The organism is Burkholderia sp. RS01, from assembly GCF_039748055.1.
Lineage (GTDB): Bacteria > Actinomycetota > Actinomycetes > Actinomycetales > Micrococcaceae > Arthrobacter.
The window spans coordinates 1-24,537 of sequence record NZ_JBDLAK010000029.1 but is presented as its reverse complement, the minus strand read 5'-3'; the positions used below and the strand labels follow the sequence as shown (position 1 = coordinate 24,537).

At 64.2% G+C, this 24,537-nt stretch carries 18 protein-coding genes and 1 pseudogene; 14 read left to right on the top strand and 5 right to left on the bottom strand.

Annotated features, from left to right (window positions below):
- Positions 1-54: 54 nt before the first annotated feature.
- On the top strand, positions 55-744 hold the full coding sequence (locus tag ABFP37_RS20495; protein WP_347034758.1) for an iron-sulfur cluster-binding domain-containing protein: 690 nt from the start codon (positions 55-57) through the stop codon (positions 742-744).
- A gap of 112 nt (positions 745-856) precedes the next feature.
- On the opposite strand, the gene ABFP37_RS20490 is transcribed toward ABFP37_RS20495, so the two are convergent.
- From ABFP37_RS20490 to ABFP37_RS20480, 3 genes are read right to left on the bottom strand one after another with little or no spacing between them, the layout of a single operon-like run.
- Positions 857-1,816, bottom strand: a complete 960-nt coding sequence (locus tag ABFP37_RS20490; protein ID WP_347034757.1) for an alpha/beta hydrolase — start codon at positions 1,814-1,816, stop codon at positions 857-859.
- A gap of 16 nt (positions 1,817-1,832) precedes the next feature.
- Positions 1,833-3,467, bottom strand: a complete 1,635-nt coding sequence (locus ABFP37_RS20485) for a DUF5597 domain-containing protein (RefSeq protein WP_347034756.1) — start codon at positions 3,465-3,467, stop codon at positions 1,833-1,835.
- 54 nt (positions 3,468-3,521) lie between these two features.
- On the bottom strand, positions 3,522-5,732 hold the full coding sequence (locus ABFP37_RS20480) for a glycoside hydrolase family 3 N-terminal domain-containing protein (protein ID WP_347034755.1): 2,211 nt from the start codon (positions 5,730-5,732) through the stop codon (positions 3,522-3,524).
- A 331-nt stretch (positions 5,733-6,063) separates the two neighbouring features.
- On the opposite strand from ABFP37_RS20480, the pseudogene ABFP37_RS20475 reads away from it, so the two are divergent.
- Positions 6,064-8,640 (top strand): annotated as a pseudogene (locus ABFP37_RS20475) (glycosyl hydrolase); the annotation flags it as partial.
- Positions 8,641-8,664: 24 nt separating this feature from the next.
- A complete protein-coding gene (locus ABFP37_RS20470) occupies positions 8,665-9,285 on the top strand; it encodes a glycosylhydrolase-like jelly roll fold domain-containing protein (RefSeq protein WP_347034782.1) in 621 nt (206 codons plus the stop codon).
- Between the two features lie 63 nt (positions 9,286-9,348).
- On the opposite strand, the gene ABFP37_RS20465 is transcribed toward ABFP37_RS20470, so the two are convergent.
- Complete coding sequence (locus tag ABFP37_RS20465) at positions 9,349-10,926, bottom strand: MFS transporter (RefSeq protein WP_347034781.1); 1,578 nt, start codon at positions 10,924-10,926, stop codon at positions 9,349-9,351.
- A gap of 249 nt (positions 10,927-11,175) precedes the next feature.
- On the opposite strand from ABFP37_RS20465, the gene ABFP37_RS20460 reads away from it, so the two are divergent.
- The 6 genes from ABFP37_RS20460 (at position 11,176) to ABFP37_RS20435 (ending at position 18,222) form a co-directional block, all read left to right on the top strand.
- Positions 11,176-12,381 (top strand): flavin reductase family protein, encoded by a 1,206-nt coding sequence (locus ABFP37_RS20460; protein WP_347034754.1) that lies wholly within the window; start codon positions 11,176-11,178, stop codon positions 12,379-12,381.
- 130 nt (positions 12,382-12,511) lie between these two features.
- Entirely contained in the window at positions 12,512-13,492 is a 981-nt protein-coding gene (locus ABFP37_RS20455) for a LysR family transcriptional regulator (protein WP_347034753.1), read from the top strand.
- A gap of 47 nt (positions 13,493-13,539) precedes the next feature.
- The gene (locus tag ABFP37_RS20450; RefSeq protein ID WP_347034752.1) at positions 13,540-14,682 is read left to right on the top strand and encodes an LLM class flavin-dependent oxidoreductase; all 1,143 of its coding nucleotides are present in this window, start codon (positions 13,540-13,542) and stop codon (positions 14,680-14,682) included.
- A gap of 26 nt (positions 14,683-14,708) precedes the next feature.
- A complete protein-coding gene (locus ABFP37_RS20445) occupies positions 14,709-17,153 on the top strand; it encodes a glycoside hydrolase family 3 C-terminal domain-containing protein (protein WP_347034751.1) in 2,445 nt (814 codons plus the stop codon).
- On the top strand, positions 17,150-17,803 hold the full coding sequence (locus ABFP37_RS20440) for a helix-turn-helix domain-containing protein (protein WP_347034750.1): 654 nt from the start codon (positions 17,150-17,152) through the stop codon (positions 17,801-17,803). The genes ABFP37_RS20445 and ABFP37_RS20440 overlap by 4 nt, the downstream gene beginning before the upstream one ends.
- A 116-nt stretch (positions 17,804-17,919) precedes the next feature.
- Positions 17,920-18,222, top strand: a complete 303-nt coding sequence (locus ABFP37_RS20435; protein ID WP_347034749.1) for a hypothetical protein — start codon at positions 17,920-17,922, stop codon at positions 18,220-18,222.
- A 118-nt stretch (positions 18,223-18,340) separates the two neighbouring features.
- Here the strand turns inward: ABFP37_RS20435 and ABFP37_RS20430 are convergent, their stop codons facing one another.
- The gene (locus ABFP37_RS20430) at positions 18,341-18,562 is read right to left on the bottom strand and encodes a hypothetical protein (protein ID WP_347034748.1); all 222 of its coding nucleotides are present in this window, start codon (positions 18,560-18,562) and stop codon (positions 18,341-18,343) included.
- 368 nt (positions 18,563-18,930) lie between these two features.
- Between ABFP37_RS20430 and ABFP37_RS20425 the strand changes: the two genes are divergently transcribed.
- The 5 genes from ABFP37_RS20425 (at position 18,931) to ABFP37_RS20405 (ending at position 24,147) form a co-directional block, all read left to right on the top strand.
- Complete coding sequence (locus ABFP37_RS20425; protein ID WP_347034747.1) at positions 18,931-19,950, top strand: VOC family protein; 1,020 nt, start codon at positions 18,931-18,933, stop codon at positions 19,948-19,950.
- 3 nt (positions 19,951-19,953) lie between these two features.
- The gene (locus tag ABFP37_RS20420; RefSeq protein ID WP_347034746.1) at positions 19,954-20,916 is read left to right on the top strand and encodes a fumarylacetoacetate hydrolase family protein; all 963 of its coding nucleotides are present in this window, start codon (positions 19,954-19,956) and stop codon (positions 20,914-20,916) included.
- Positions 20,913-21,959: a cyclase family protein gene (locus tag ABFP37_RS20415; protein WP_347034745.1), complete on the top strand. Its 1,047-nt coding sequence runs from the start codon at positions 20,913-20,915 to the stop codon at positions 21,957-21,959. Before ABFP37_RS20420 ends, ABFP37_RS20415 begins: the two co-directional genes overlap by 4 nt.
- Positions 21,960-22,071: 112 nt before the next feature.
- Positions 22,072-23,136 (top strand): amidohydrolase family protein, encoded by a 1,065-nt coding sequence (locus ABFP37_RS20410; RefSeq protein WP_347034744.1) that lies wholly within the window; start codon positions 22,072-22,074, stop codon positions 23,134-23,136.
- A gap of 12 nt (positions 23,137-23,148) precedes the next feature.
- Positions 23,149-24,147: a fumarylacetoacetate hydrolase family protein gene (locus ABFP37_RS20405; protein WP_347034743.1), complete on the top strand. Its 999-nt coding sequence runs from the start codon at positions 23,149-23,151 to the stop codon at positions 24,145-24,147.
- The last annotated feature ends 390 nt before the right edge of the window (positions 24,148-24,537 follow it).

Here is a 24,537-nt window from a genome sequence, read left to right as displayed (position 1 = left end):
GCGGCAGTATTCCCAGTATGGACAGACGGGGCATCTGAGCTGCGCATTGCCGTATTGAAGGAGGACAGCGGCCGTGGGGGCTCAAAGCTGATCCATGACGAGGTCAGTGTTGGAGACCGGCTGAATATCCGGGGACCGCGCAACCACTTCCGGCTGAAACCGGCACAATTCCTGTTATTCGTCGCCGGGGGAATCGGAATTACCCCCTTGCTGCCGATGATTGACGAAGCTGAGCGTCGCGGCGCGCCTTGGCGTTTGCTCTTTCTCGGCCGCCATCGGAAACGCATGCCATACCTGGAGGACCTTGTTCGGAGCCACCCATCAAACGTCTACGCTTGGCCAAGCAGCGAACGCGGACGGCATAACCATGACGACATCTGGCAGAAGCTACCGGCCGAGGACTCTTACGTGTATGAGTGCGGGCCCGATGAGCTGCTGGCCGGGCTGGAGGGCTCCGCAAACCAGCATCAGGCAGACTCCAGGCCTGTCGTGGAACGCTTAGCCGCCAGGAAAGTGCACCAGCCGAACCGCCGCATTGACTTAAAACTCGGTCGAAGCGGGAAAGCAGTGACGGTGGGAGAAAACGAGACCGTGCTGGATGCCCTCAACGGGGAGGGCGCCAACATACTCTCAACCTGCAGGGAAGGCACGTGTGGAACCTGCGAGGTGCGTGTCCTCGATGGCAGCCCGGAGCAGCGCGACTCCGTCCTCAGCTTGAGGAACGCCTCGCCAACCAGACCATGATGACGTGTGTCCCGGTGCCACGGCCGGAGCCATTTACTGGATCTCTAGGAGAGCCAAAACCGGGCGGATGCCGTCACTGCGGCATCCGCTCCGCTTTTGGTTCGGTCAGTGACTATGAAATTTGGCTCGTCGCACGAAGGCGGCGGGCAATGCGTTCGAGCGCATCGTCCACTGGTTCAAATGAGGCTGACAGGTTAAGGAATCCATGGAGCACTCCCCTGACCAGAACTTGCTCAACGTCGACGCCGGCCCCAGCCAGCGCGGCGCTGAACGCCTCTCCCGACGCACGGACGTCGTCGTACTCGGCATTCAAAACCAACGTCGGCGGGAGCCCGTCCAAATCAGCCAGGGCTGGAATTCCATACCCTGGCGGGTTGGAATGCAGGTTCCCCAAATAGTTTTCCTTGGAATAGCGGTACATCGCGGGAGACATCCTCATGGCGGGCATCATCTCTGCCTGCGCTCGGGCCAGGGAATCGGATGGCCTAGGGAAATCACCGTGCATCGACGGATATACCAGCACAATGTGCTCGGGAGCCCATGACTCCTCGTCCCGGAGGCGCAGAGCCGCGCCGGTTGCAAGGTTGGCGCCCGCACTCGCGCCGCCTACTGCTATGGATGCTAACCCCAGGTCTCCGGCGTTTTTCCGCACCCATCGAACCGCGGCGACTACGTCGTCCAGCGGGACAGGATAGGTGACACCATCTACCGCCAGACGGTAATCGACACTCACCACGACCGCCGACGCCCTGTGCGCCAATTCGCGGGCGGTCCAATCGGCTTCCTTCATGTCAAGATCGCCGAACCGGAAACCGCCGCCGTGCATCCAGACGAATCCGTTCCGTAGTCCATGGGCCGTTTCGGCTGGGGAGTAGATTCGCACTCGGATGGGGCCGTGCGGGCCGTCGATACTGCGGTCTTCGGTAACCACGTTGGGAGGAAGTGCAGCGTCGGGGTAGGCATCAAAGGCTTCCAACTGGCGAAGCATTTCCGGATTGGAAAGAGCTTCCTCCAGGGATGGCACACCGTCCAGCAGCGCTAGCCTGGATGCAATTTCAGGGTGAAAAGGCACGGGATATTTCCTTACGTTAGTCTTTGACGGCTTCCAGAAGCCTGATCCGGGCCGCGCTGATTTTGTCTCCCTGCAGAACCTGAAGCCGTTCATCACCGTTAAGGAGGCGACCCTCCTGCCAGCCCTCGTCCGTGAGCCGCAGCTCACGGACGGAGTCAACTTCGAGTTCAGTGCCTTCCTTGTGGAAGTCGAGCAATGCACCCTGGCCCACGACGACGTATTCCAAGGGGCCTGCCGCGATGATGAGTCCGAACGGGCGCCCGTCACCGGGTGTGTGCCCATGCGCCGCCCCAACCGTTTCGCCCGGCAGTTCCGGCGGGGGCGGCAGGACGACGCCGGCATCTAGGAGCATGGCGGTATACAGCTTGGCCGCGTTACGGATGGTGACGGAAGTGCCGGCCAAAGTGGCAGTGACCGCGTCCTCGTCCTGTTCCAGTGCGAAGCCAAAAATCCGCCCATCACGCTGGGCGTCGACGATGTCAACGGTGAGGGCTAGCATCGCCTTGCATGCCTCACCGTACTGGCTGCCTTCCCGGCCATCCTCCAACCCGAAGACGTGATAGCCGAACCCGTTGAAGCGGCCTACGGCCAGGAAGGCGTCGCCGGCGCGGAACCTGGCCTCCGGGATAAAGAGCGGGTTGTCCGCCGAAGCGTACTGTGACATCACCTCGGCGGAATTGGGGACGTAGATGTCCGGGGCCAGGAAGTCGATCGAAGGCGCCGCGGCCCGCCAGACAGGCAGCATCTTCGCCGTCGGGCCCCCGCTCGGGTAGAGGCCAGGGACATCCTGACCGGCCTGCGGACCGAGCCAGGCATTGGCGAACGCGGGGAGGTCCAGGATGGCCTTCCCGGCTGTGGCCAGCCCCCCGACGTAGGAGGCAAAGGCCCACGCCATGAATACTTCGTCAGCCACTGGGTTACTGTCGCCGAAGTGCTCGGCCCAACTCTTGTCCTCATCGAGGGCTGAATTAAGGACGCTGGCCACTCCGGGGTCAAAAGAGGCAGGATCGTTTGCCAGTGCCTTACGAAGCTCCTGCGGAAGCGGGGATTTCCACGCCGCCTCGGCCAGCGGGCTTCGATCCCTTCCGGCCCCCAACAAACCGACCTCGTTTTCGATCTGGACGAGGATCACAGTGTGCGCCCGGTCGGTTGCTGCGAGGTGGCGCATGAGGGCGCTGTAAGCCGCCCTGTCGGCCTCGAATAGCTCATCGGAAAAGACCGACAGCGTGGGCCGTGGCATTGACCCTTTGTAGGAAAACGGCGTTTCCATTGGGTCCGGTCCCCGGTCTGCGCGGGGAAAGCGTTCCCGGTCTGCGCGGACCCACGTCGGCGCATAGGTGGAGGAAGCGTTCTTGAAGGCGCCAAACCAGATAAGTACGAGCCGCATTCCCGCCGAGCGGGCGTCTTGCAGTAGTCCGTCAACGATGGAGAAGTCGAAGGTCCCTTCAATCGGCTCTACCTGGTCCCATGCCACGGTGGCGATCACAGTGTTGGCACCTGACGTGGAGATCTTGTCCCAGACCCTGGCCATGTACTGCCGGTCGGATGAGCTTGAGTTGTGCAGTTCCCCACCAAGGCAAAGGTAAGGTCGGCCGTCGACAATAAGTCGGGTGTGACCGTCATGGCGTTCGAGACGCGGGATGTTGTTCATGTGGAGCTCTTTCCTCAGTGTTCAGGAATGTTGATGATGACCAGTGACCACGGACTAAGTCAGCCGCACCACCGTGTGCACGCTGCTTTCAAGACCGCCGCCGACATGGACCTCAAATTCACCCGGTTCCACGACGTAGAGTCCCTCGTTGTCCCAGAAACCGAGGTCGTGCCAGCCGAGATCGAAGTTCAGCAACTCGGTTTGGCCGGTTTCCAAAGACGTACGGGCAAAAGCACGGAGCCTCCGCAATGGCTGGGCAAGCGAAGCCACCCGGTCACGAATGAAAACAAGTGTCACCTCGTCGCCGGAGCGGTCTCCGGTGTTGGTTAGAGGGATCTCGACCCGGAAAGTCCGTCCGTCGCGCAGCGCGGCCAGCGGCAGCTCCCCTGTTTCAACCCGGAGCGGACCGTAACCGAACGATGTGTAGCTCAGCCCATGCCCGAACGCGAACTGCGGCCCCAACGGCAGGTCAAGGTACTTGGAGGTGTAGCGGTCGTCCGTGTTGCCGGGCCCCATAAGCGCCACGTCAACGTCGCCCTCTTCCAGGCGGGCAGAGACGGTTGCCGGACGCCCCGTGTTTTCGTGGTCGTAGTAGATGGGCACCTGGCTGGACGACCTCGGGAAGGTCATCGGCAGCCTGCCACCGGGATTTACTTCCCCGTTCAAGGCCCTTGCCACTGCCGCGGGTCCTTCCAAACCGAGGTGCCAGGCTTCCAGAACGGATGGAGCTGAATCGATCCAGGCACCGGTCACCAGCGGACGGCCGTTAAACATAATCACCGCAAAGGGCTTGCCCGTGCCGGCGATCGCCCTGATCAGCTCTTCCTGGCCGCCCGGCAACCTGAGTTCGCTGCGCGAACTGGCTTCCCCTGTCAGGGACGAAGGTTCGCCGACGGCAACAAGGATGACGTCATGCTGCATTGCCGATTCGACCGCTTCAGCCAGGAGCACCGGGTCCTCATTAAAAAATCCGCTGCCCTCCTTAACCGTCAGTGACCAGTCGGCGCATTGCTCACGGATGGCGTCGGCGAGCGTTCCGGAGGGCTCGGCAAACGACTGTACCCATGCACCGAGGTGGTCATTGCTCTCCGCGTAGGGCCCGACGAGCAAGACCCTGCGCGGTGATGGACCAAGAGGAAGGACGCCGCCGTCGTTCTTGAGAAGAACCAGGCTCTTTTCAGCCGCTTCCCGGGCAGCCAGCCGGGTTTCATCAGACGCGGCTGTTAGCTCCAAAGCAGGATCCCTGTACGGATCATCAAAAAGGCCGAGGGCATGCTTCAGCCGCAGGACACGGCGGACAGCGTCGTCGACCCTGTGGGGTGACACGTCCTTGGGCAACAGCAAAGTAGCCCCGTCGGCGCTGACGGCGTTGCCGCCCATCTCGACATCCAGGCCGGCCATGTAGGACTGCTGGAGCGCGTCGCTAAGATCCGAGGCCACACCGTGGTCGATCAGGTTGACGACTCCATCCGCGTCACCGACCACCACACCTTCGAATCCCCACTCCTCTTTGAGGAGCCCCGTCAGAAGGTGCGCGTTTGCGTGTGCGGGCCGCGCGGACACCGTGTTGAAAGCCGCCATGACCGTAGCGGCGCCGGCCTCGACGGCCGCACGGAAAGGTTCAAGGTAGACGTTCCGGAGTCGCTGAATGGAGACGTCCACCGTGTTGTAGTCACGACCCCCTTCGGCGTGCCCATAGGCGACGAAGTGCTTGGCGCAGGCCAAGATGGAGTCCTCGTGCGCAAGGGATTCGCCCTGGTATCCACGGATCTTCGCGGCACCGAACACGCTGTTGACGTGAGTGTCCTCGCCGAAGCCCTCCACTACACGGCCCCACCTGGGATCACGGGATACATCGATCATCGGCGAGAACGTCCAGTTCACGCCTCCGGACCCGGCCTCTTTGGCTGAGATGCGGGCGTCGGTTTCAGCCACGGCGGGATCGAAGCTGGCGGCCTGCGCGAGCGGAACCGGGAACGTGGTCCGCTGTCCGTGGACCACGTCCAGCCCGACAAGCAGCGGGATCCCGTGCGGCGTCTCCTCACGGGCTGTCTGCTGGAGTTCGTTGGTGGCTTTGGCGCTGCGCGGCCAGAAGACAGCGCCGATTCCTCCCCTGGCTAGGTCCTTGGCATCCTCGAGCTGCGGGCGGAAGGCGATCTGGAGTTGGGCGAGTTTCTGCTCCCAGGTCATGGCGGCGAGGAGCTCCTCGATTGCTGCCTCGACTGTTTCACTCCGCGGATCATGTCCGGCTGTACGGGTGGCCAAGTGTTCGCTCCTCAGATGGTGTGTTCAAGCAGGAGCCCGTTGCTGCCGTCCTCGGACATGGATCACAAGCTGCCTCAATCAAGGTAGGTCAGGTCACAGGTGCCATGGAAATAGTTATCCCCTATGCTCACCATCTTCTCTCCGGATGGCCGTTTTCCCCCATGTGTTTTGCTCACGTCCTAAGGTGAAACAAGTTCCGGCGGCGGCTGCCGTCTCCCTGCCCGAAGGACGATCCTGTGTCCAATGACGCCACGCCCCCGCATTCCCCAGTCGGAGGGTTGTTGTTCAGTAGTTTCGTCAACCCGCCCCAGTCCGCGAGGCCCCGTGCCTGGTGGCACTGGATGGACGGAACGTGGATGAAGCGGGAATCACGAAGGACCTCGAATGGATGGCCGCCTCGGGCGCGGGCGGCGTCCAGGCATTCACGGGGTCGATGGGCACCCCGCAGTACACACAAGAACAGGTTGCTTTCCGCTCCCCCGCATGGCAGTCTGCGATGAAGCACGCGGCCACCACAGCGGACAGGCTTGGCCTCGAGCTTGCCGTCGCAACGTCGGCGGGCTGGAGTGCTACCGGCGGACCGTGGGTGCGCCCCGCTGCCGGGATGAAGAAGCTCGTGTGGAGCGCCGCGCAGGTGACCGCCGGCCAGGCCGAGCCGGTCACCGTGCCAGCACCGCCGTCGTCGTCCGGTCCCTATCAGGACGTGCCGTTCGCGGCAATCCGGAAGGATCCTGTCGGCGTGCCGGACCATTATGACGACGTCGCCGTGGTGGCATTTCCGCGGCGGGACGGCCACCTTCCCCTTGAACCGGAACAAATAAGTACCGGCCGACCCTCCTCTGGAGGGCGGACGCTGGAGTCGCTCGCGGACGGCCGCTTCTGGCCTCCAGCTGAACTTCAGTCTGACGGACAAACCGGTTGGCTCCTGGCTGACTTCGACGGGCCAACCACGGTTTCGTCGGTCCGCGTCGGGTTGCCCGCGCAGCACGGATTCGGTGCGCCCCCTGCTCCCCGGGCACGTCTCGAATCAAGTGACGACGGCGTTATGTTCAGCACCGTCGTTGATCCCCCGGCGTCGTCCTCACCGGTTCGCTCGGCGAGCTTTCCCGCCGTCACAGCACGGTGCTTCCGGCTGGTGCTGGAGGCCGGAACCGCGGGGACCTTTCCTGTAACGCGCGGGGTCAAACCGCTCGGGTTCCCTGCGCCCCCGGGACGCATCCCGACGTTTAACGTCTCTGCGCTGCAGCTCTTCTCCGGAACACGGATCCACCGGGCGGAAGAAAAGGCTGGCTTTGCGCCCGTACCTGACTTTTACGCGCTCGACGGCGGCCCAAGCCCGGCTTCCGACGCTGTCCGGCCGCAGGACATCATTGACGTCACTGGCCTTCTCCGCCCGGACGGAATTCTGGACTGGAAGCCCGACGATGGCGAGTGGACGGTTCTCAGGTTTGGACACTCCCTGACCGGGCACCTCAACGCTCCGGCCCCCGTCGACGCCACCGGTCTGGAGGTGGACAAGCTCGACGCCGGCCTGGTCTCAGAGTACTTGGAGCAATACTTGGGCTTCCTCGAGGATGCCCTCGGCACAGAGCTCCTTGGCACTGAGGGCGTATCGGCCCTGCTCAGCGACAGCATCGAGTCCGGGCCGCAGAACTGGACTGCCACCATGCGGAAGGAATTCAGCGAGCGCCGCGGCTACGATCTGCTGCCGTGGCTGCCCGCGGTCACCGGCGTTATTGTGGGCGACGCCCAGGAGAGCAACGCCTTCCTCTGGGACCTCCGGAAGACCATCTCCGAGCTCCTCGCCGAGAACCAATACGGAACCATTGCAGGCATCGCCCGCGAACGGGGCATGACCTACTACGCGGAGGCCTTGGAGGACCACCGGCCACAGCTGGGCGACGACCTTGAAATGCGCTCCCACGCGGACGTTCCCATGGGTGCCATGTGGTGCTACGAACCTGAAGCTGGCCCTCAGGCGACCTACGTTGCCGATCTTCGCGGTGCGGCCTCGGTGTCGCACGTCTATGGCAAGGCAGCCACGGGCGCAGAGTCCATGAGCGGCTTTGGGAAGCCGTTCGTCTTCACACCACGGAAGCTCAAGCCGATCGTGGACATGGAGTTTGTGCTGGGCGTCAACCTGATCAACATCCACACCTCCCCGCACCAGCCGGATGCCGTTCCAAAGCCCGGCATCACCCTGTCGCCGTACCTCGGCCAGTCCTTTTCCAGGAACGAAACCTGGGCTCACGCGGCCAAACCATGGCTCGACTACATGGCCCGCTGCAGCCACCTGCTGCAGCAGGGAACCCACGCGGCGGATGTCGCCTATTTCTACGGCGAAGAGGCTCCGGTGACCGGCGTGTTCGGCGACTCGGCGCCGGAGGTTCCCGAAGGCCACGGCTTCGACTTCATCAACCTGGACGGCCTGCTCAACCACGTCGCGGTCACTCCCGACGGCGACCTTCTCACCACCGGCGGGACGCGGTACCAGTTGCTGTACCTCGGCGGTTCCAGCCGGTGAATGACGTTGGCCGCCGTTGGACGCATTTCCGAACTGCTCGACGCCGGTGCCACCGTTGCGGGTTGGCGTCCTGAAAGCTCGCCCGCCCGTAGCGACAACCCCACCGTCTGGGCCGCCGCCGTCGAGAGCCTCTGGGATGGCCGTCCCGGCTTGCTGGACCTTGCGGGGGTACCGGTGCCCGATGGCGTGGCGGCCGCACTCGCCAGGGTGGACGTGGAGCCGGACTGGGCTGTTACCGCATCCGAAGGGGCAACCCTGCCCGTTATCCACCGCCGCCTCGATGGAGCGGACCTGTACTTCGTCAGCAACCAGCTAGAACGGCCCGAGAAAATCACTGCGACGTTCAGGGGCGAGGCAGCTTCCGCGGAGGTATGGGACCCGGTCCAGGCCTCCCGGTCCACAGCCGGCATGTGCACCGAAGCCGGGCGGACCGCCGTCGAGTTTCGGCTGGAGCCGTTCGGATCGGCGTTCATTCTCCTGCGACATGACGGCGCAGGGACTGCTGACGACGCGGCTGGTCCTTTGGGCAGTCTGCAGCGGCCTGCCACGGCGGAAGTCACGCTGGAGGGACCTTGGGTCGTCACGTTCGACGGCGATAACCAGTCGCCGCCTCCGCTGACCCTAAGTGCCCCGGCGCCGTGGAGCGGGCCGGGGGCGGACGCCCACGCACCCGATGTGAGGTACTTCTCCGGGACTGCAACGTATGGGCACACGTTCCACGCCGATGCTCCACTTTTGGGGGCGGATCGACGCTTGGTTCTGGATCTGGGCGACGTGAGCGACCTTGCCGAGGTCCGACTGAATGGCCACATCGTGGGCACCGTGTGGACGTATCCTTTCCGGATCGACATCACTGATACCGTCCGCCCCGGCGCGAACGCGCTGGAAATCGCGGTGACCAATGCGTGGTGGAACCGGATGGCCGGCGGCGACCACACGCGTCCGGGTGCCACAATCTTTGAGGCCAACGCCGAGGTTCTCCCTGCCGGTCTTCACGGCCCCATACGGCTGACCGCTTATCCGAGGTGATTTCCAGATGTCAAGACTGCGGAGCCGGGGTGGGCCCCGGCTCCGCAGTCGTCCTGGTTCCTTCTATTCGCCCGGAGATGACTCCGAGAGACGCTGCTCCGGCATAAATACGGATAGCAGCACACCGATACCGAAAATGCCAGCAAGCAAGGAAAAGATGGGCAGGAACGCTCCCGCGTAGATCTCCGCCACCCCGGACTGGAGTGCAGCGGAAAGCTGTTGGGCCTCGTCGGGGTCCGTGATCGCCGACGACGGGAGGCCCAGGCTGTTGTTGGCCGCTCCCTGCGCCAGCAGGGTGGCGAAGAGACCGCCGAAAACGGCCGTTCCAACCGTGACCCCGAGTTCCAGCAGGTAGCCCAGCGAGGCTGTCACGCCGCCCACCACCGAATGTGGCATGGCGTTCTGGGCAACTACTACCGTGAGCTGCATAAAGCTGCCTACGGCCAGGCCCAGAAGGGCAAGCAAGATACCGACCACCGGCAAGGGCGTTCCGGGCTGAAGGAAGCGAAGGCAGATTGCCACCGCAGCGGCCAGGGCTGAACCGGCGAGCGGAAAGATCTTGTACCTGCCGGTGCGGCTGACGATCCATCCGCTTACGTTGCTGGACACCATCATGCCGAGGACCAGGGGCAACAGAATGAGCCCAGCGACTGAAGCCGACGTCGAATAGACCATCTGCACATAGCTCGGCAGATAGGCCACCACGCTGAACAGGCCGGCACCGATGACCAGCCCCAGCCCCGCAGCGTTGACCACAGGCCAGCTCCGGAACATACGCATCGGTATCAGGGCATTCTTCGAGCGGATTTCAACCACAACAAAGAGCACGCCGAACACCGCTGCGGCCACGCCCAGGCCCGACAGGAGTTCTGCCGGAATGCCCGGTTCGGTGGACAGGGCAACAAGCCCCACCAAGGCGCAGGTGAAAATGACCATAAGGGCGGTCCCCGGCCAATCCACGCCGCCCGATCCCCTTACGGACTTCACCCGGCGCAGTGAGAACGCCATGGCCAGAGCCAGCACGCCGACCGGGAGATTGATCCAGAACACCCAGCGCCAGCCGACCGTATCTGTAATGGCCCCGCCCACCAACGGGCTGACCACTGTCGCTATGCCAAAGACGGATCCGAGCGGCCCGACGTACTTGGCTCGTTGCCGCGGTGGCACCAGATCGGCGATGATGGCGCCGGGCAGGACTGCCATCCCGGCCCCGCCCAAACCCTGGATGCCGCGGAACAGCGAGAGCTGGAACATGTCCTGTGCGAAGCCGCACAGGACGGAGGCTCCGAGGAAGATCACCAGAGCGATCATCATCAGGGCGGGGCGGCCGAACCTGTCGCCCAGCCGCCCGTAAACGGGCATGGCCACTGTCATCGCCAAGGTATAGGAGGTTATGACCCAGGCCATGTGCCGGGCGCCATCCAGCTCACCAACCACCGTTGGCAATGCTGTGGCCACGATCGTGTGGTCCAGTGCTCCCAGCAAGACGATGATGAGCAGGGCGGTATAAACCCGTGCGATACGGACTCCCGCGGCAGGCGTCCTGCCGGGGGCCGGTGTCTCCGAAGGAGACGCGTCCGGAGGTGAATCAACTGTTTCGACGTGGGCATTCGTGGTTTGGGACAAGTTTGAACGGCGCACCGCAACCTCGTTCTGGTTAGCCAGCCGGACTGGCTCGACGCCAGCCAGGTGCGCGTCCGGGGGAATGTCCACCCCGACCGACGGGCCCTGTGAGGCCCCAGCGTCCCGTCGAACCTATCACCGGGGGCCGCGTGCAGGGAGGGAAAGCAGCATCCGAATTTTCGATAGCGCGCATACCTTGGAACGATTTCCGCGGCTCCCGTTCGACGCGTTTACTGGATGAAAACTCAACGAAGAGGAGAGCTCCCGATGACACAGATCATCCCCGCTTCCACTGCTGAATCCCAAGAGACGAGTCCCGACAACGCGGCCTGGTTCCGCTACGTCCTGGGCCAGTACCCCACCGGCGTCACACTCATCACCGCAGCACCCGACGGATCCGAATCTGCCGGCATGGTGGTGGGCACCTTCAGCTCGGTTTCCCTTGACCCGCCGCTGGTGGCGTTCATGCCCGATGTCCGTTCCACCAGCTGGCCCAAAATCCAGGCAGCCGGCTCCTTTTGCGCGAATGTGCTCACCGCCGGTCAGCAGGATGTCTGCCGGGCATTCTCGCGCAAGGCCGAGGACCGTTTCAGCTCCAGCGAGTGGGGCGACACTCCGTCCGGCAGCCCCAGGCTTGAGGGAGCAGCCGCATGGATCGACTGCGACATCGAGAACGTGATCCGCGCTGGAGACCACGACATCGTCATCGGGCGTGTCAAGGCGCTTGGGGTTGGGGCCTCAAAGGAACTTCCTTTGCTCTTCCTCCGCGGCGGCTACGGCTCCTTCAGCATTCCGTCGATCATTTCCCCCGCAACGGCCCTCACCCGACACGTCAAAGCAGCAGACGCGGCCCGCCCCGAGATCGAGGCCCTCGCAGAGGAGCTCAAGCTTGAGGTCCTGGTCAGCGGCGTGGTGGATGACTCCGTCGTGGTCCTGACCGCAGCAGGCATGGCCAGCTCCCCCAGCGGTTCGCCCTCACGGGTAGGTGTTTCCTTCGGTCTGGCGGCGCCCCTCGCTCCCCTGCACGTCGCATGGGCCGGGGACCCGGCGGAGTCCCGCTGGATCGCCAACGCCCGCAACGTTGTCGGCCATGTTGATCCCGACGTTGCCCATGCCGAACTGCAGCAGGTCCGCGAAACGGGCTACGCCGTGTCGGCAGGAGCAGCGACTGCGGCTGAATTTGAACGCATGGTTGTGGTGCCCAGTGATACCGCTGCCCCGGATCTCAGCGGCGTACTCCCCAAGCTGCTGGAACGCACCGCGTCGTCGGGGCCGGCGTCGATCGATGACCCTGCCGGCGTCACATCCCTCCACGCCCCGGTCTTCGATGTGAACGGCCAGGTGGCCGTCACGCTGACCCTCAACGGCTTCTCTGGTGCGGAATCCACTGCACGACTGGCGGAATGCCGGGACCGACTGGTGGCGGCCGCCGGTGCCATCACTGAAGGGATTGGAGGCCGGCCTCCGCGATAAGCAGGGCAGGAGCCACGCAAGTCATTGACCCTGCTGGTGTCCTGATCCATAATTAGTATCAGTATTCTAATTCGAATTTGAGCCAACGGTAATTATCTGCGGCTGCCATCCCCTCAATGTGGAGAAGAACATGGTCAACCTGCTGACAGCCGACCTCAACCTACTCGTGGCGCTGGACGCTTTGCTCATCGAGCGGAACGTCACGCGCGCCGGTGCGCGGATTGGTATCAGCCAGCCTGCCATGAGCTCGTCCCTGCAAAGATTGCGCAGGCAGTTCGACGATGAGTTGCTGACCCGAGTCGGTTCGGCTTACGAATTGACCCCGCTGGCCCAGGTCCTCAAGGAGGATGTCTCCGACATCCTGCGTCTCGTGGAACGCACGTTTGACGCTCAGGCAGTCTTTGATCCGGCGTCCTCAACAAGGAGTTTCCGCGTTATCACGTCCGACTACTGCCTAACCGCATTGTCCGGAAAACTGATGGCCATGCTCCAGGAGGAGGCTCCCGGGGTGCAGGTCCACTTTGATGCAGTCACGCCTTTGGCGGTCGAACGAATCAAGGAGACGCTGCAGAACGCAGACCTGATGCTCATACCCAAGGGACACTTCTCCGGGTTCCCGCACACCGAACTGTTTACCGACAACTGGGTGTGCGTTACGGGAGCCGACTCACCCGAGCGCACGCTGACCATAGAAGAGATGCGGGACGCACGGTGGGCCAGGCTCTTCGGGGCCGAGGTGGCTTCCACCCTTGCCGACCGCAGGGTCTACGATCTCCAGTTGGGCGAAAAGACCGATGTGATCGTCGATACGTTCTTGATGCTTCCTTTTGCTGTGGCGGGCACGGACCGACTGGCCCTGGTGCAGGAACGCCTGGCCCGTTTGCTTGCCGCCGTAGCCGGTGTCCGGATCATGCAGTTGCCTATCAGCCTCCCCACGCTGGTGGAGTGCGCCTGGTGGCACCCGTCGAAGTCCGGCGACCCGGGTCACCAATGGTTCCGGCGACTCGTCGCCAAAGCTGCCGCCCAAATCGAACCCGTTTCGCCCAGCGCGTCCATTTCCACCAGCCATGAGGGCAACGACGACGCCACTGCCACGCAGCAACTGGCCTAGCACTCATTGGCGCCACAACCTTTCACATACCACTTCCAGGAGTTCCCATGCATTTTTCGCTGTTCCTCACTTCCCGTTCCAGCAGCCCCGAAGAAGACCGCCCGGTCATGAAGGCCATGGTGGAGCACGCCGTGGACGCCGAGCAGAAGGGCTTTGACGCCGTCTTCCTCCCCGACCACCACTTCACCGGCTACGCTCCTCCGGCCAGCGATCCTTTTGTTTTTGCCGCCTACCTTGCCGGGAAGCTGGAACGGATGCACTTCGGTTTCTCCGTCCAAACCCTAGCCCTGCACCACCCCGTCCGCTTCGCCGAGAGGCTGGCCCTGCTGGACCAGCTGACGGACGGGAAGTTGCTGGTGGGCGTTGGCAGCGGCACCACTCCGGAAGAAATGATCGGCTTTGGGGTGAAGTTCCAGGACAGCTCGCGCCTCGCCAACGAAAACCTTGAGATTGCCGAACGGCTGTGGGCCAAGAAGCCCGGTGACGAGCCTGTTGCCTTCGACAACGGCCACTATCGCGGCGCCGTGGTGTCCCGGATTGTTCCGGCCCCGTACACGAAGCCGGAACCACGCGTTATGTCGGTCGCGTCCCGGCCCTCCAGCGTTGAGCGCGCAGCAAAGAAGGCCCAACCAGCGTTCATCCTGGCGTTCACGCCCCCGATCATCGACAGCGGCAATGCCTACGAAGAAGTCAAGAAAAACTTCACCACGTACCGCAACGCCCTGGAAGCGGCCGGCCACTCGGAAGAGGCAGTCAAGGCGGCCCTGGAGTGGACCACCCACTCCTACCAGCACGTGCACATCGCCGAAACCGACGAGCAAGCCGCCGCCGAATTGGACATTATCCTTGAGCAGTACCAGCAAGCTGTAGAGCGCGAGCATGCCGCAAACAAGGCCGCCGAAGCCATCAGTGGCGTGAACCTCCGCCCGGCCCCGGATGCCCGGACGGAGGGCTACAAAGGCACTTGGTGCCTGCACGGCAGCCCGGAGACCGTGGCAGCAGAACTTCAGAAGTACGCCGATCTGGGTATTGGGAACGTCCTTCTCGCCCTTATGGGAGGTCCGCTCACAGAAGAGCGCCGCCGTTTCACCGAACAGTCCATGCGCCTCTTCTCCGAGCGAGTCCTGCCACTGCTCCGCTCGTCCGACGTTGCTGGCGAGGTCATCGGCGAGAAGGTCGCTGCCCTGTGACGGCTGGCCCGGCGACAGATACTGGCGTGGGAAACGCCCCAAAGACTGGTCCCGACATCACGGGCGCTGAACTTACGGGCGGCCTCAACGGCTGGAGCACGACCGCTAGTAAAGAGGCGGGCGTGGAGGAAATGGTGCTACTGGACGGTCCGTTGGGCCTCGTCAGTAAAGCCATGGATGAGCGGGACACTTCCCTCATTATGCCTTCCGGGACTGCGTTGGCCGCCACCTGGAATCCGGCACTGGTCTCGGAAATCGGCCAGCTGGTCGGCCAACAGGGCGGCGAGCGGGGCGTGTCCGTCGTCTTGGGTCCGAACTTGAATCTGCCGCGGTCTCCGCTCTCGGGCCGGGCTTTCGAAATGTTTTCGGAGGATCCCTACCTCACCGGGGTGCTTGGTGCCGCGTGGGTGGAGGGCGTTCAGTCCCAGGGTGTGGGGTCCTGCGCCAAGCACGTGGTGGCCAACGACACGGAGACCGAACGACGCAGGATGAACTCCCGGGTTGAGCCGGGAACCCTGCGTGAAACGTACCTTCGGCCATTCGAAACGGCGGTACGTTCAGCAAACCCGTGGATGCTCCTGATGGCGTACAACCGGGTCAACGGGACGCATTGCGCGCAGCACGCGGAGCTGATCGGCATCCTGAAGAATGACTGGAAGTACGACGGCGTTGTGGTGTCAGACTGGTTCGGCGTGGACGATACCGTTGGAGCAGCAAATGCCGGACTGGACCTGGAGATGCCGGGTCCGGCCAGGTATCTTGGTGCACGCTTCGCGGACGCCGTCACTGCCGGTGAGGTTCCCGAACCGCGGCTGCATGACGCCGTTGAACGCCTCACCCGGCTTGCCGACAGGGCCGGGCGGCGGACCAGCGGCACCGCCCCCGTACCTGCCTTTCTCCGGTCTCCAAGGGAGCAGCGGGATGTCCTTTGCAAGGCGGCGGCGGCATCGTTCGTGCTGCTGGAGAACCGGGACAACCTGCTGCCGCTGGATCCGGCCCGGATCAAGACCTTGGCTGTCGTAGGTCCAAATGCCGCGAAGCCGTGCTTCCAGGGCGGAACGTTCGCCACCGTCCGGCCGGAAGGGGCGCTGGTGACGCCACTCGAAGCCATCCGGGAAGCCGTCGGTCCGGATGTCGAAGTCCTATACGCGCCGGGGGCCGTGCCGTCGTCGGCGATGTCACTGACTGAAATGGGCAGCACCGCACCCGATGGCACGCACGGCGTGCTCTTGGAAGTCCTCTCCCCAGCTGCGGACAATGGCACGGACGATGTCCTGTACAGCGAGGTCCGGCAGGCGTCCTCGTTCGTGTGGTTCGGTCCCGTTCCCGGGCTCGGCGCCGACGCACCGGGGCGGGCGCGCATCACGGCGCGGCTGACACTGGAGGCGGCTGCGCGCTGGGAGTTCGGAGCAGGCGGCACCGGCGTCAGCTCGCTCAGCGTGGACGGCAAGCGGGTGCTGGAGGTTCCGCCTCCGGCCCCGGATGATGTCATGGGTGTCGTCGCACGCGCGGACACCCAGCAGATCACCCTCGACCTGCCAGCCGGCGAAGTCGAGGTGGTGGTCGAGATGGCTTTCCAGCCCGGCAGGGTCCAGGCCATCACGGCAGTTGCGGCCCCCGGGCAGTCATCCGATCCCCTGACAGACGCGGTGGCCCTCGCGGCCCGCGCGGACGCCGTCATTGTGGTGGTCGGCGACGAGCAGGGCTCCTCCCGTGAAAGCGCAGACCGTACGACGGCGGCCCTCGACCCTGCGTGCGACCGCTTGGTTGCCGCCGTGGCCGCGGTCAATACGGAGACCGTGGTGGTGGTCAACGCCTCCCGCGCCGTGCTGCTGCCGTGGGCGGACGACGTCAAGGCCGTGCTGATGGCTTGGTTCCCGGGACAGGAATTCGGGCGGGCACTCGCGTCTGTTCTCACCGGCCTCACCGCACCGTCCGGCCGGCTCCCGGTGTCCTTCCCCGAACGGGACGAGGACATCCCCGGTTGGGGGCATGGCCTGGACGCTGAGCTCACCCTGGAGTACGAGGCCAGCGAGCCCATGGGTTACCGGCACTACCAGGCAACGGACCGGGCACCGCGCTACCCGTTCGGCTACGGCCTGGGATACACGAAGTTCACGCTCGTGAACGCCGTGTCGTCACGTACAGGACTGCAGAGTGGCGACCCGGCAGACGGCGTAGAGGGTGCTTTGGTCCGGGCGACTGTGCGGAATGCCGGTGAATCTGCAGGCCGGGACGTCATCCAGGTCTACGGTAGGGTCACCGGCGAAACCGGGTTCCGGCTCATGGGTTTCACTGCTGTTGATGTGGCCGCCGGCGCCATTGTTGAGGCACGGATTGTCTTGGATCCACTCGGCTTCCGGCGCTGGGACGCTTCGGCGGCGCACTGGGTGACCCCGTCCGGAGAGTGGGAGCTGCGTGTGGCGCGGAACGCCGCCGATGACGGAATCCTCTGTAGGATCGCGTTGTGACGCTTCCGGAGACCAAATCCCGCGAGCCAAAGCAGGCCAGGAGCCGCCAGTCGTTTGAAAAAACGATCGAGGCGGCCCTGGCCCTGCTTCAGGACCGGGGCAGCGACGAGTTCACGCTGGCCGACGTCAGTGCGCGTTCCGGCGTGTCCATCGGCTCCATCTACGCACGCTTCGAAGGCAAGGACGAGCTCCTCCGCGTCGCCCACGGACGCAAGATGGACGACATCGACGCCGTCTCGAGCCATCTCTTCGAGGCGCTGCCCATGCTTCCGGAAGCCGGGCTGGACTCCGTGGCGCGGGAAGCCGTGGACCGGACCATCGAGGTCCTTCGCCGGTACGCGGACATCCTCCGCCCGTTCATGCTGCGCGCCACGCACGATGAAACCATTTCGCGTCGGGGTGCCGCGTCGCATGCCGCCCTCGCGGCCCATTTCGCGGAGGTGCTGCGCAAGTGGCCCGGCGGCTTCCTCGGCCAGGACGAGATCGACTGGTGCTTCAACGTGGCCTACAGCGTGATTGCGCGCAGGCTGGGCCTCGGCAGCACCATGGAAGGCAGCGGCAGCCTGGAATGGTCAGAGATCGCCGAGAAACTCGCCGGCATGGTCGCGTCCTATCTCATGGCCGGACTGGAGGACGCCGACGGGGCTTGATCCTCCCGGCATAGCTTTGGGCAATACCGGCTATCCAAAAGCTCGTCTTCCGGACCCTTCCCACCTATCGGCATAGTGGAAATCAGCAATGAAACAGTTGATTGAAGGAGAATCCCGTGCACATTCGCGTCAGCCCCGGGTCAGTAGCTTTGGATGAACCCGATGATTGCACCACCTTCAAAGTCCTGCTGTCGGACGAGGCGAAGGACAGCTTCCCCGCCCTGCTCGAGTCGGCCTCGGCTGGGAGGCTCGACGATCAGGATGTCCTGGTATCGGTCGATTGGATCCGTGGCGAATGCGCCGGCAGGATTGGCATGGGGTGGAACTACCGATTCGCCAATATGCTGGTCTACGCCGCCGGCAAAGGCTGGTTGAGCGCCGACGGAAGCCACGTACGGGCCCACGTCGAGTCCTATTAAGCCACCGGTCCTATTCGGAAACCTATGAACTGAATGGCCTCGGCGCTCTATGCGCCGAGGCCATTCTGTGCTCCCGGTCGCAAATAGGCGGATACCTAAGAACGGAACAGCTCGGACCTCAAGAATAGGACTCCCGGATTAATCCATAAGGAACTGCCGGATGCGCGCGCACGATGTAGCGGTCCGTACCAATACGCGAGATCAGGATGCCAGTGCGGTGCTCGTCGGCGGCCCGGGAGACGACGACGACGGCGTTGCCGAGATCGCCACGCAGGTCAGATCCATCGGCGGCAGTCACTTCCAGCATGCCTGGGGACGGACGACAGTCGCCTTCATCCACAGTTTCTTGCTGGTCTTGTGCAGACCTACGGCTTTTTGTTCGGGGATGCATGAGTTTCCTTTCGGCGCCTTTTGGCTGTCGAGTCAGCCCGCGACGGCCAGGCATCGTCACCTCAACCTAGCCATCTGCCGACGATGGGCGGAAATAGGAAAATTCGATACCCGGCATTTTCACTCGCTATGGGCAGCCTCCATTTAGCGACCGTGGGCTGCGGCGCAGGGGCAGGATCGGGATGACCGTCCCACTATTTGTGAGGTTGATGGCGGCTATAGGAAAACTGCGCTTCCCCAGGGGTGTTGAGCTCCTTCAAAGTGGTTACTCGGACCTGCAATAAACCGATAGCAGCCAACACCAAGAAGGAAATCAGCGTGGAAACTCCCCTCTCCCATCTTGCCCACCTCGAAATCACCACGCCGGACGTCGAAGCCTCGGCACGGTTCTACGAGGAAAAGTTCGGCATGCGCATCATCGACCGGGTGGACGGCAACGTCTACCTGCGCTGCTGGGGCGACTACTACCGCTACAGCCTGATCATTACCGAAGGACCGGAAGCATCCTTGGGCCGCATGGCCTGGCGCACCAACTCCCAGGCCGCCCTCGAAGCCGCAGCAGCCCGGGTGGAGGCAACCGGCGTCCAGGGCACCTGGACCGCAGGCGGCCACGGCTACGGCAAGGCCTATGAATTCACTGGCCCTTATGGCCACCACATGCGCCTCTTCTACGACGTGGACAAGTTCGTCGCTGAGCCCGGTTTTGAATCCACCTACCCGGACCGTCCGGAACGCCGCAGCAGCCACGCCGCAGCGCCCCGCTTCCTGGACCACGTCACCGTGGCCTCCTCCGACGTCCGCGGCTTCGCCAAGTGGTACACCGAGGCCCTGGGCTTTCGCGCCATGGCATTCGTGGACCTGGACGAAGCCCCCATCACCGTCTTCTCCGTCCTCACCACCAACGAGAAGTCCCACGACCTCGGCGTGGTCCTGGACACCTCCAACCGCGCCGGCCGCGTCAACCACATCGCCTTCTGGGTGGACGCCACCGAGGACCTGCTGCGCACCGCTGACGTCATGATGGAAAACGGCACCGCCATGGAATACGGCCCCTCCATCCACGGCGTGGGCGAACAGAACTTCCTGTATTTCCGCGATCCTTCCGGCCTGCGCGTCGAGCTCAACTCCGGCGGCTACCGCAACTACGTCCCGGACTGGGAAGCTAACACCTGGAGGCCGTCCGAAGGTTCCAACAACTTCTACAAGAACGGCGCCATGCCGCATTCCATGACAGAATCCTTCCCTCCTGCCGAGGGCTTCACCGCCACCGAAGAAGGCGCCTCTACCGCAATGAAGGAAGCCCTGCTGAACCCTTACGCCAAGCAGGGCCGGGGCTAGGACATGTCTGACGCAACGTATGCACTCATCCGCTTCCACGAGCCCGATGACACGAAGGCCCGGACAGGCCTGCTGGTTGGCGGTCGCGTCGTACCGCTGAATGAGGAGATCAATTCCCTCATCGAGCACTGGGACATTACAGAGTGCCAACTTGATGCCATCGCCGCTTCCGCCGGTGAGCGTGCTGGCCTGGCGCTGCCCGACGTCGAGGTTCTCGCCCCGGTGGAACCGGCTCAGGTCCTGCAGACCGGCGCGAACTACCGCAAGCACGTGATCGACCTCGCCGCAGCCCACCGCGAGCCGGGCCAGGACGAGGACGAAGTCCGGGACCGGACCGCTGCGATGATGGACAAACGGGCAGGCCAGGGCACCCCGTACTTCTTCATCGGGCTCCCGACGGCGATCGCGTCCGCCACTGACGACCTCACCCTGCCCTCCTACAGCAAGTCCCATGACTGGGAGCTGGAACTGGCAGCAGTCATCGGCAGGACGGCCTTCCGGGTCACCCCCGAGGAAGCCCTGGAATACGTGTTCGGCTACACCATGGTTAACGACATCACCACCCGTGAGTACGTCTTCCGGAAGGACATGCCCGCCATCGGCTCGGATTGGTACCGCGCCAAGAACGCCCCCGGCTTCCTGCCCACCGGACCACTGCTGGTTCCGGCCAAGTTCTTCGGGAACCCTCAGGACGTCCAGGTGACGCTGAAACTCAACGGCAAGGCCATGCAGGACGAATCCACCCAGGACATGATCTTCGACGTCGCCAAGCTGGTCAGCGAAGCCTCCCAAATCATGCCGCTTCGCCCCGGCGACCTGGTCCTCACCGGAAGCCCCGCAGGCAACGGACAGCACTGGGGCCGGCTGCTCCAGGACGGCGACGTCATGGAAGGCACCATTACGGGCCTGGGCACCCAGCTCATCCATTGCAGGGACGAAGTTCAAACAAATGGCAGCCAGCCGTGACCGCCCAGGACACCGCTTCAACCGCCACCTACACCGGGGAATCGGCCAGCACCGGTTCCCCGGTGATCCGGCGGGAGGACCCGCTCGGCAGCATCCGGGCCATGGCCGAGGCCCACAACAACTGGGGCCGCTGGGGAGACGATGACGTTTTGGGAACCTTGAACTTCATCGACGCGGCCAAGCGCATCGAAGCCGCAGCCCTTGTGAAAACGGGCGAGGCCTTCTCGCTGTCCCAGCCGTTCGACACCAACGGGCCGCAGAAGGGCTGGCGCCGCCGCACTAACCCCGTCCACACCATGACCGACACCGGCGTGGACGCCGAACGCGGCAACCAGGGATTCCCGCACGGCTTCGGCGGCGCTGATGACGTCATTGCCATGCCGCTGCAGTGCTCCACCCAGTGGGACGGCCTGGGCCATATCTTCGACCAGGGCAAAGCCTGGAACGGCCGCGCCGCCGGGGACGTGGTCACTTCCGAAGGCGACCTGGTCACCGGCATCGAAACCGCCGCGGCGAAGATCGTCACCCGGGGGGTCCTGCTGGACGTTGGCCGAGCGCTTGGACCCGAGCTTGGCAGGGACGATGGCGAGCTTCCAGACGGCTTCGCCATCACCCCGGAACATCTCGAGCGGACCATTGAACTGCAGGGGCCCAGCTCAAAGGTGGGCCGGGGCGACATCGTGGTGATCCGCACCGGCCAGCATACGAGGGTCCGCCGCGACGGCTGGGGCGATTACGCCGGCGGGTCAGCGCCCGGGTTGTCGTTCAGCGCCGCACCCTGGCTGCACCGCAGCGAGATCGCCGGGATCGCCACCGACACCTGGGGCTTCGAGGTCCGTCCCAACGAGTTCGACGGCGCCTTTCAGCCGCTACACCAGGTCGCGATTCCCAACCTCGGGCTGTTTCTGGGCGAGATGTGGGACCCGGACGGCCTCGCGGAAGCCTGCGCGGCCGACGGAAGGTACGACTTCCTGCTCACTGCAGCGCCGCTGCCCATCACCGGCGCGGTCGGATCACCCGTCAACCCGATCGCGTTGCGTTGACCCAAGCCACAAGAGCTAGCTCGCACAAACACAAATTTGCCTTGTATACGAAGGAGTTCCAGATGTCAGTAGATTTACAGCTCCGGACGTTCGTCATTTTGAAGGAATCGGCGTGAGCGCGTCCGGCCCCACCGTGGATGTCCACGCTCACATCCTGCTTCCGGCCCTGCAGCAGTTGGTGGCCGAGGCTGATCCCGAGGGGTTCGGTGCCCAGCAGGCCCTGGAAGTGCGCCGCAACGGACGCGAGTCCATGGCCGCGTCCGGCAAGATGATCAAGGAGCGCTGGCCGCAGCTGACGGACCTGGACCGCCGCCTGGCGGACATGGATGCCCAGGGCGTGGATGTCCAGCTGGTCTCGCCGTCGCCGTCGCACTTCTACTACTTCGCCCCAGACGAGCTGGCCCTGCAGGTGGCCAGGTCCGCCAACCAGGCAGTGCGGGAGTTCGTGGACCGCGCGCCGGAGCGGCTCAACGGACTGGGCCTGGTCCCGCTCCAGCACCCGGCCTTGATGGTGGAAGCCCTGGAACACGCCATCCTGGAGTGCGGGCTGCTTGGCGTGGAAATCGGCTCGTTCGCCGCCACTCCCGGCGATCCTGACCGCAGCACGGTTGAGCTTTCCGACGCCCGGCTGGAACCGTTTTGGCGCCGGGCCGAGGAGCTGGGCGCCCTGGTGTTCCTGCACCCGTTCGGCTGCTCGCTGGATGAGCGGCTGGACCGCTTCTACCTCGCCAACACCGTCTCCCAGCCAGCCGAGAACGCGGTGGCCCTGTCTCATCTGATTTTCAGCGGGGTCCTGGACCGGCACCCGGACCTCAAGGTTCTGGCAGCGCACGGCGGCGGCTACCTTCCCACCAGCCTGGGCCGTTCCGACCACGCCTGGCGGGTCCGGCCGGAGGCACACGGCTGCGCCCAGCCGCCGTCGTCGTATCTGAAGAAGCTGTACTTCGATTCGCTGGTCCACAACCCGGCTGAGCTGCGTGCCCTCGTGGCTGCAGCTGGCCCGGAACAGGTGCTGCTCGGCTCGGACTACCCGTTCGACATGGGCTCCGACCGCCCCGTGGCGGAGGTTATCGAGGCACTGCTTCCCCCCGCGGACGAGGCCAGGGTGCTGGCGCACAACGCCGCTGCCCTGGGCATCACGCCCGCCTCAGCCCTCGCCGCCCGCCCCACAGCCTAAGGAAGAATTTTCATGGTCAAGATCGCACGCTGGAACCACGACGGCGGGACGCAGTCCGGCTTCGTGGAAGGCGGAACCTGCTACGCCCTGCCCGCAGGCCAGAGTGTCCAGACCCTCTTGGATGCCGGGCTGGAAGAAACGCTGGGTCTAGCCCGGCAGACCATCGGTTCGGGCCCGGCCGTTCCGCTGGCCGACGTGCAGTTAGTCGCCCCATTGGTTCCCGCCACCATCCGGGACTTTGTGGCCTTCGAGGAACACGTCGAAGGCGTGCGGAAAAGCATCGACGGCGTGGCCGGGGTGGTGCCCGAATGGTACGAGGCACCCACGTTCTACTTCACGAACCCCCATACGGTGACCGGCACCGGTGAGCTGATTGGCATTCCGGCGGGCTGCGAGGACCTTGATTTTGAAACCGAAGTCGCCGCCGTGGTCGGGCGCGTCCCCGAAAGCGACGGCCGGAACCTGACTGCAGCGGAGGCGCACAGGCACATTTTCGGCTACACCGTGCTCAACGACTGGTCGGCGCGGGACCTGCAGCGCCGGGAGATGAAGGTCAGCCTGGGCCCCTGCAAGGGCAAGGACTTCGCCAATACGCTGGGTCCCTGGATTGTCACCGCTGACGAGTTCGAAGGCCGGCACGATGCCGAGGGGTTCCTGCCGATCTCCATGGCCGTGGAAGTCAACGGCGAAGTCATCGGCCAGGACCTGCTGTCCAACATGGGCTGGCCCTTCGCCGAGCTGGTGGCGTACGCCTCGCAGGATTCCGTGGTGCGCCCGGGCGATGTGCTGGGCTCCGGCACGTGCGGCAGCGGTTGCCTCGCGGAGCTGTGGGGGCGGAACGGCTCACAGACTCCCCCGCCGCTGAAGACCGGCGACGTGGTCCGCATGAGCGTGGAAGGCATCGGCAGCATCGAGAACACCGTGGGTGAGCGGCGCAATGCCGATACCCGTGTTCTGGCCCGGCCACGTCCACGCAACCGGGTTGCTTCCGCGGTTAGCTCCGAGATTTAGGGGGCGCCCTGGGCCTGCGCCCGGGCTCTGGTGTCCGGGCGCAGGCCGCGCCGCAAGGCCAACCAAGCGTTTACCTCGACTCATGCTCTCCGTCCGCCGCATTTTGCCCCCAGATTCACTTAAGGCAGTCAAATACGGACGGTATCGCTTTTGACGACCCTGATCATCGGGGAAAGCAGTTCCATGAGGTTTAGCGCCTGATCATGGGCAGCGTCGCTTTGGCCTGCGCAGGCGTCCTCGACCACCGTCACATATCGACCTGCATCTGCGGCGCCTAGGTGTACTGAGTCAGGACGTTGGTTACATCGTGAATAGGTGAAGACCTCTTAGGTTGGTGGTTACCACACACAGCCAACGACTAAGAGGTCTTCATGATCCACCGTAATGCCC

Bases quoted from the DNA above. Each gene is read 5' to 3' on its own strand.
- ABFP37_RS20450 (WP_347034752.1), top strand. From the start codon at position 13,540: ATGCATTTTTCGCTGTTCCTCACTTCCCGTTCCAGCAGCCCCGAAGAA.
- ABFP37_RS20470 (WP_347034782.1), top strand. From the start codon at position 8,665: ATGTGCACCGAAGCCGGGCGGACCGCCGTCGAGTTTCGGCTGGAGCCG.
- ABFP37_RS20460 (WP_347034754.1), top strand. From the start codon at position 11,176: ATGACACAGATCATCCCCGCTTCCACTGCTGAATCCCAAGAGACGAGT.
- ABFP37_RS20420 (WP_347034746.1), top strand. From the start codon at position 19,954: ATGTCTGACGCAACGTATGCACTCATCCGCTTCCACGAGCCCGATGAC.
- ABFP37_RS20405 (WP_347034743.1), top strand. From the start codon at position 23,149: ATGGTCAAGATCGCACGCTGGAACCACGACGGCGGGACGCAGTCCGGC.
- ABFP37_RS20485 (WP_347034756.1), bottom strand. From the start codon at position 3,467: ATGAACAACATCCCGCGTCTCGAACGCCATGACGGTCACACCCGACTT.
- ABFP37_RS20455 (WP_347034753.1), top strand. From the start codon at position 12,512: ATGGTCAACCTGCTGACAGCCGACCTCAACCTACTCGTGGCGCTGGAC.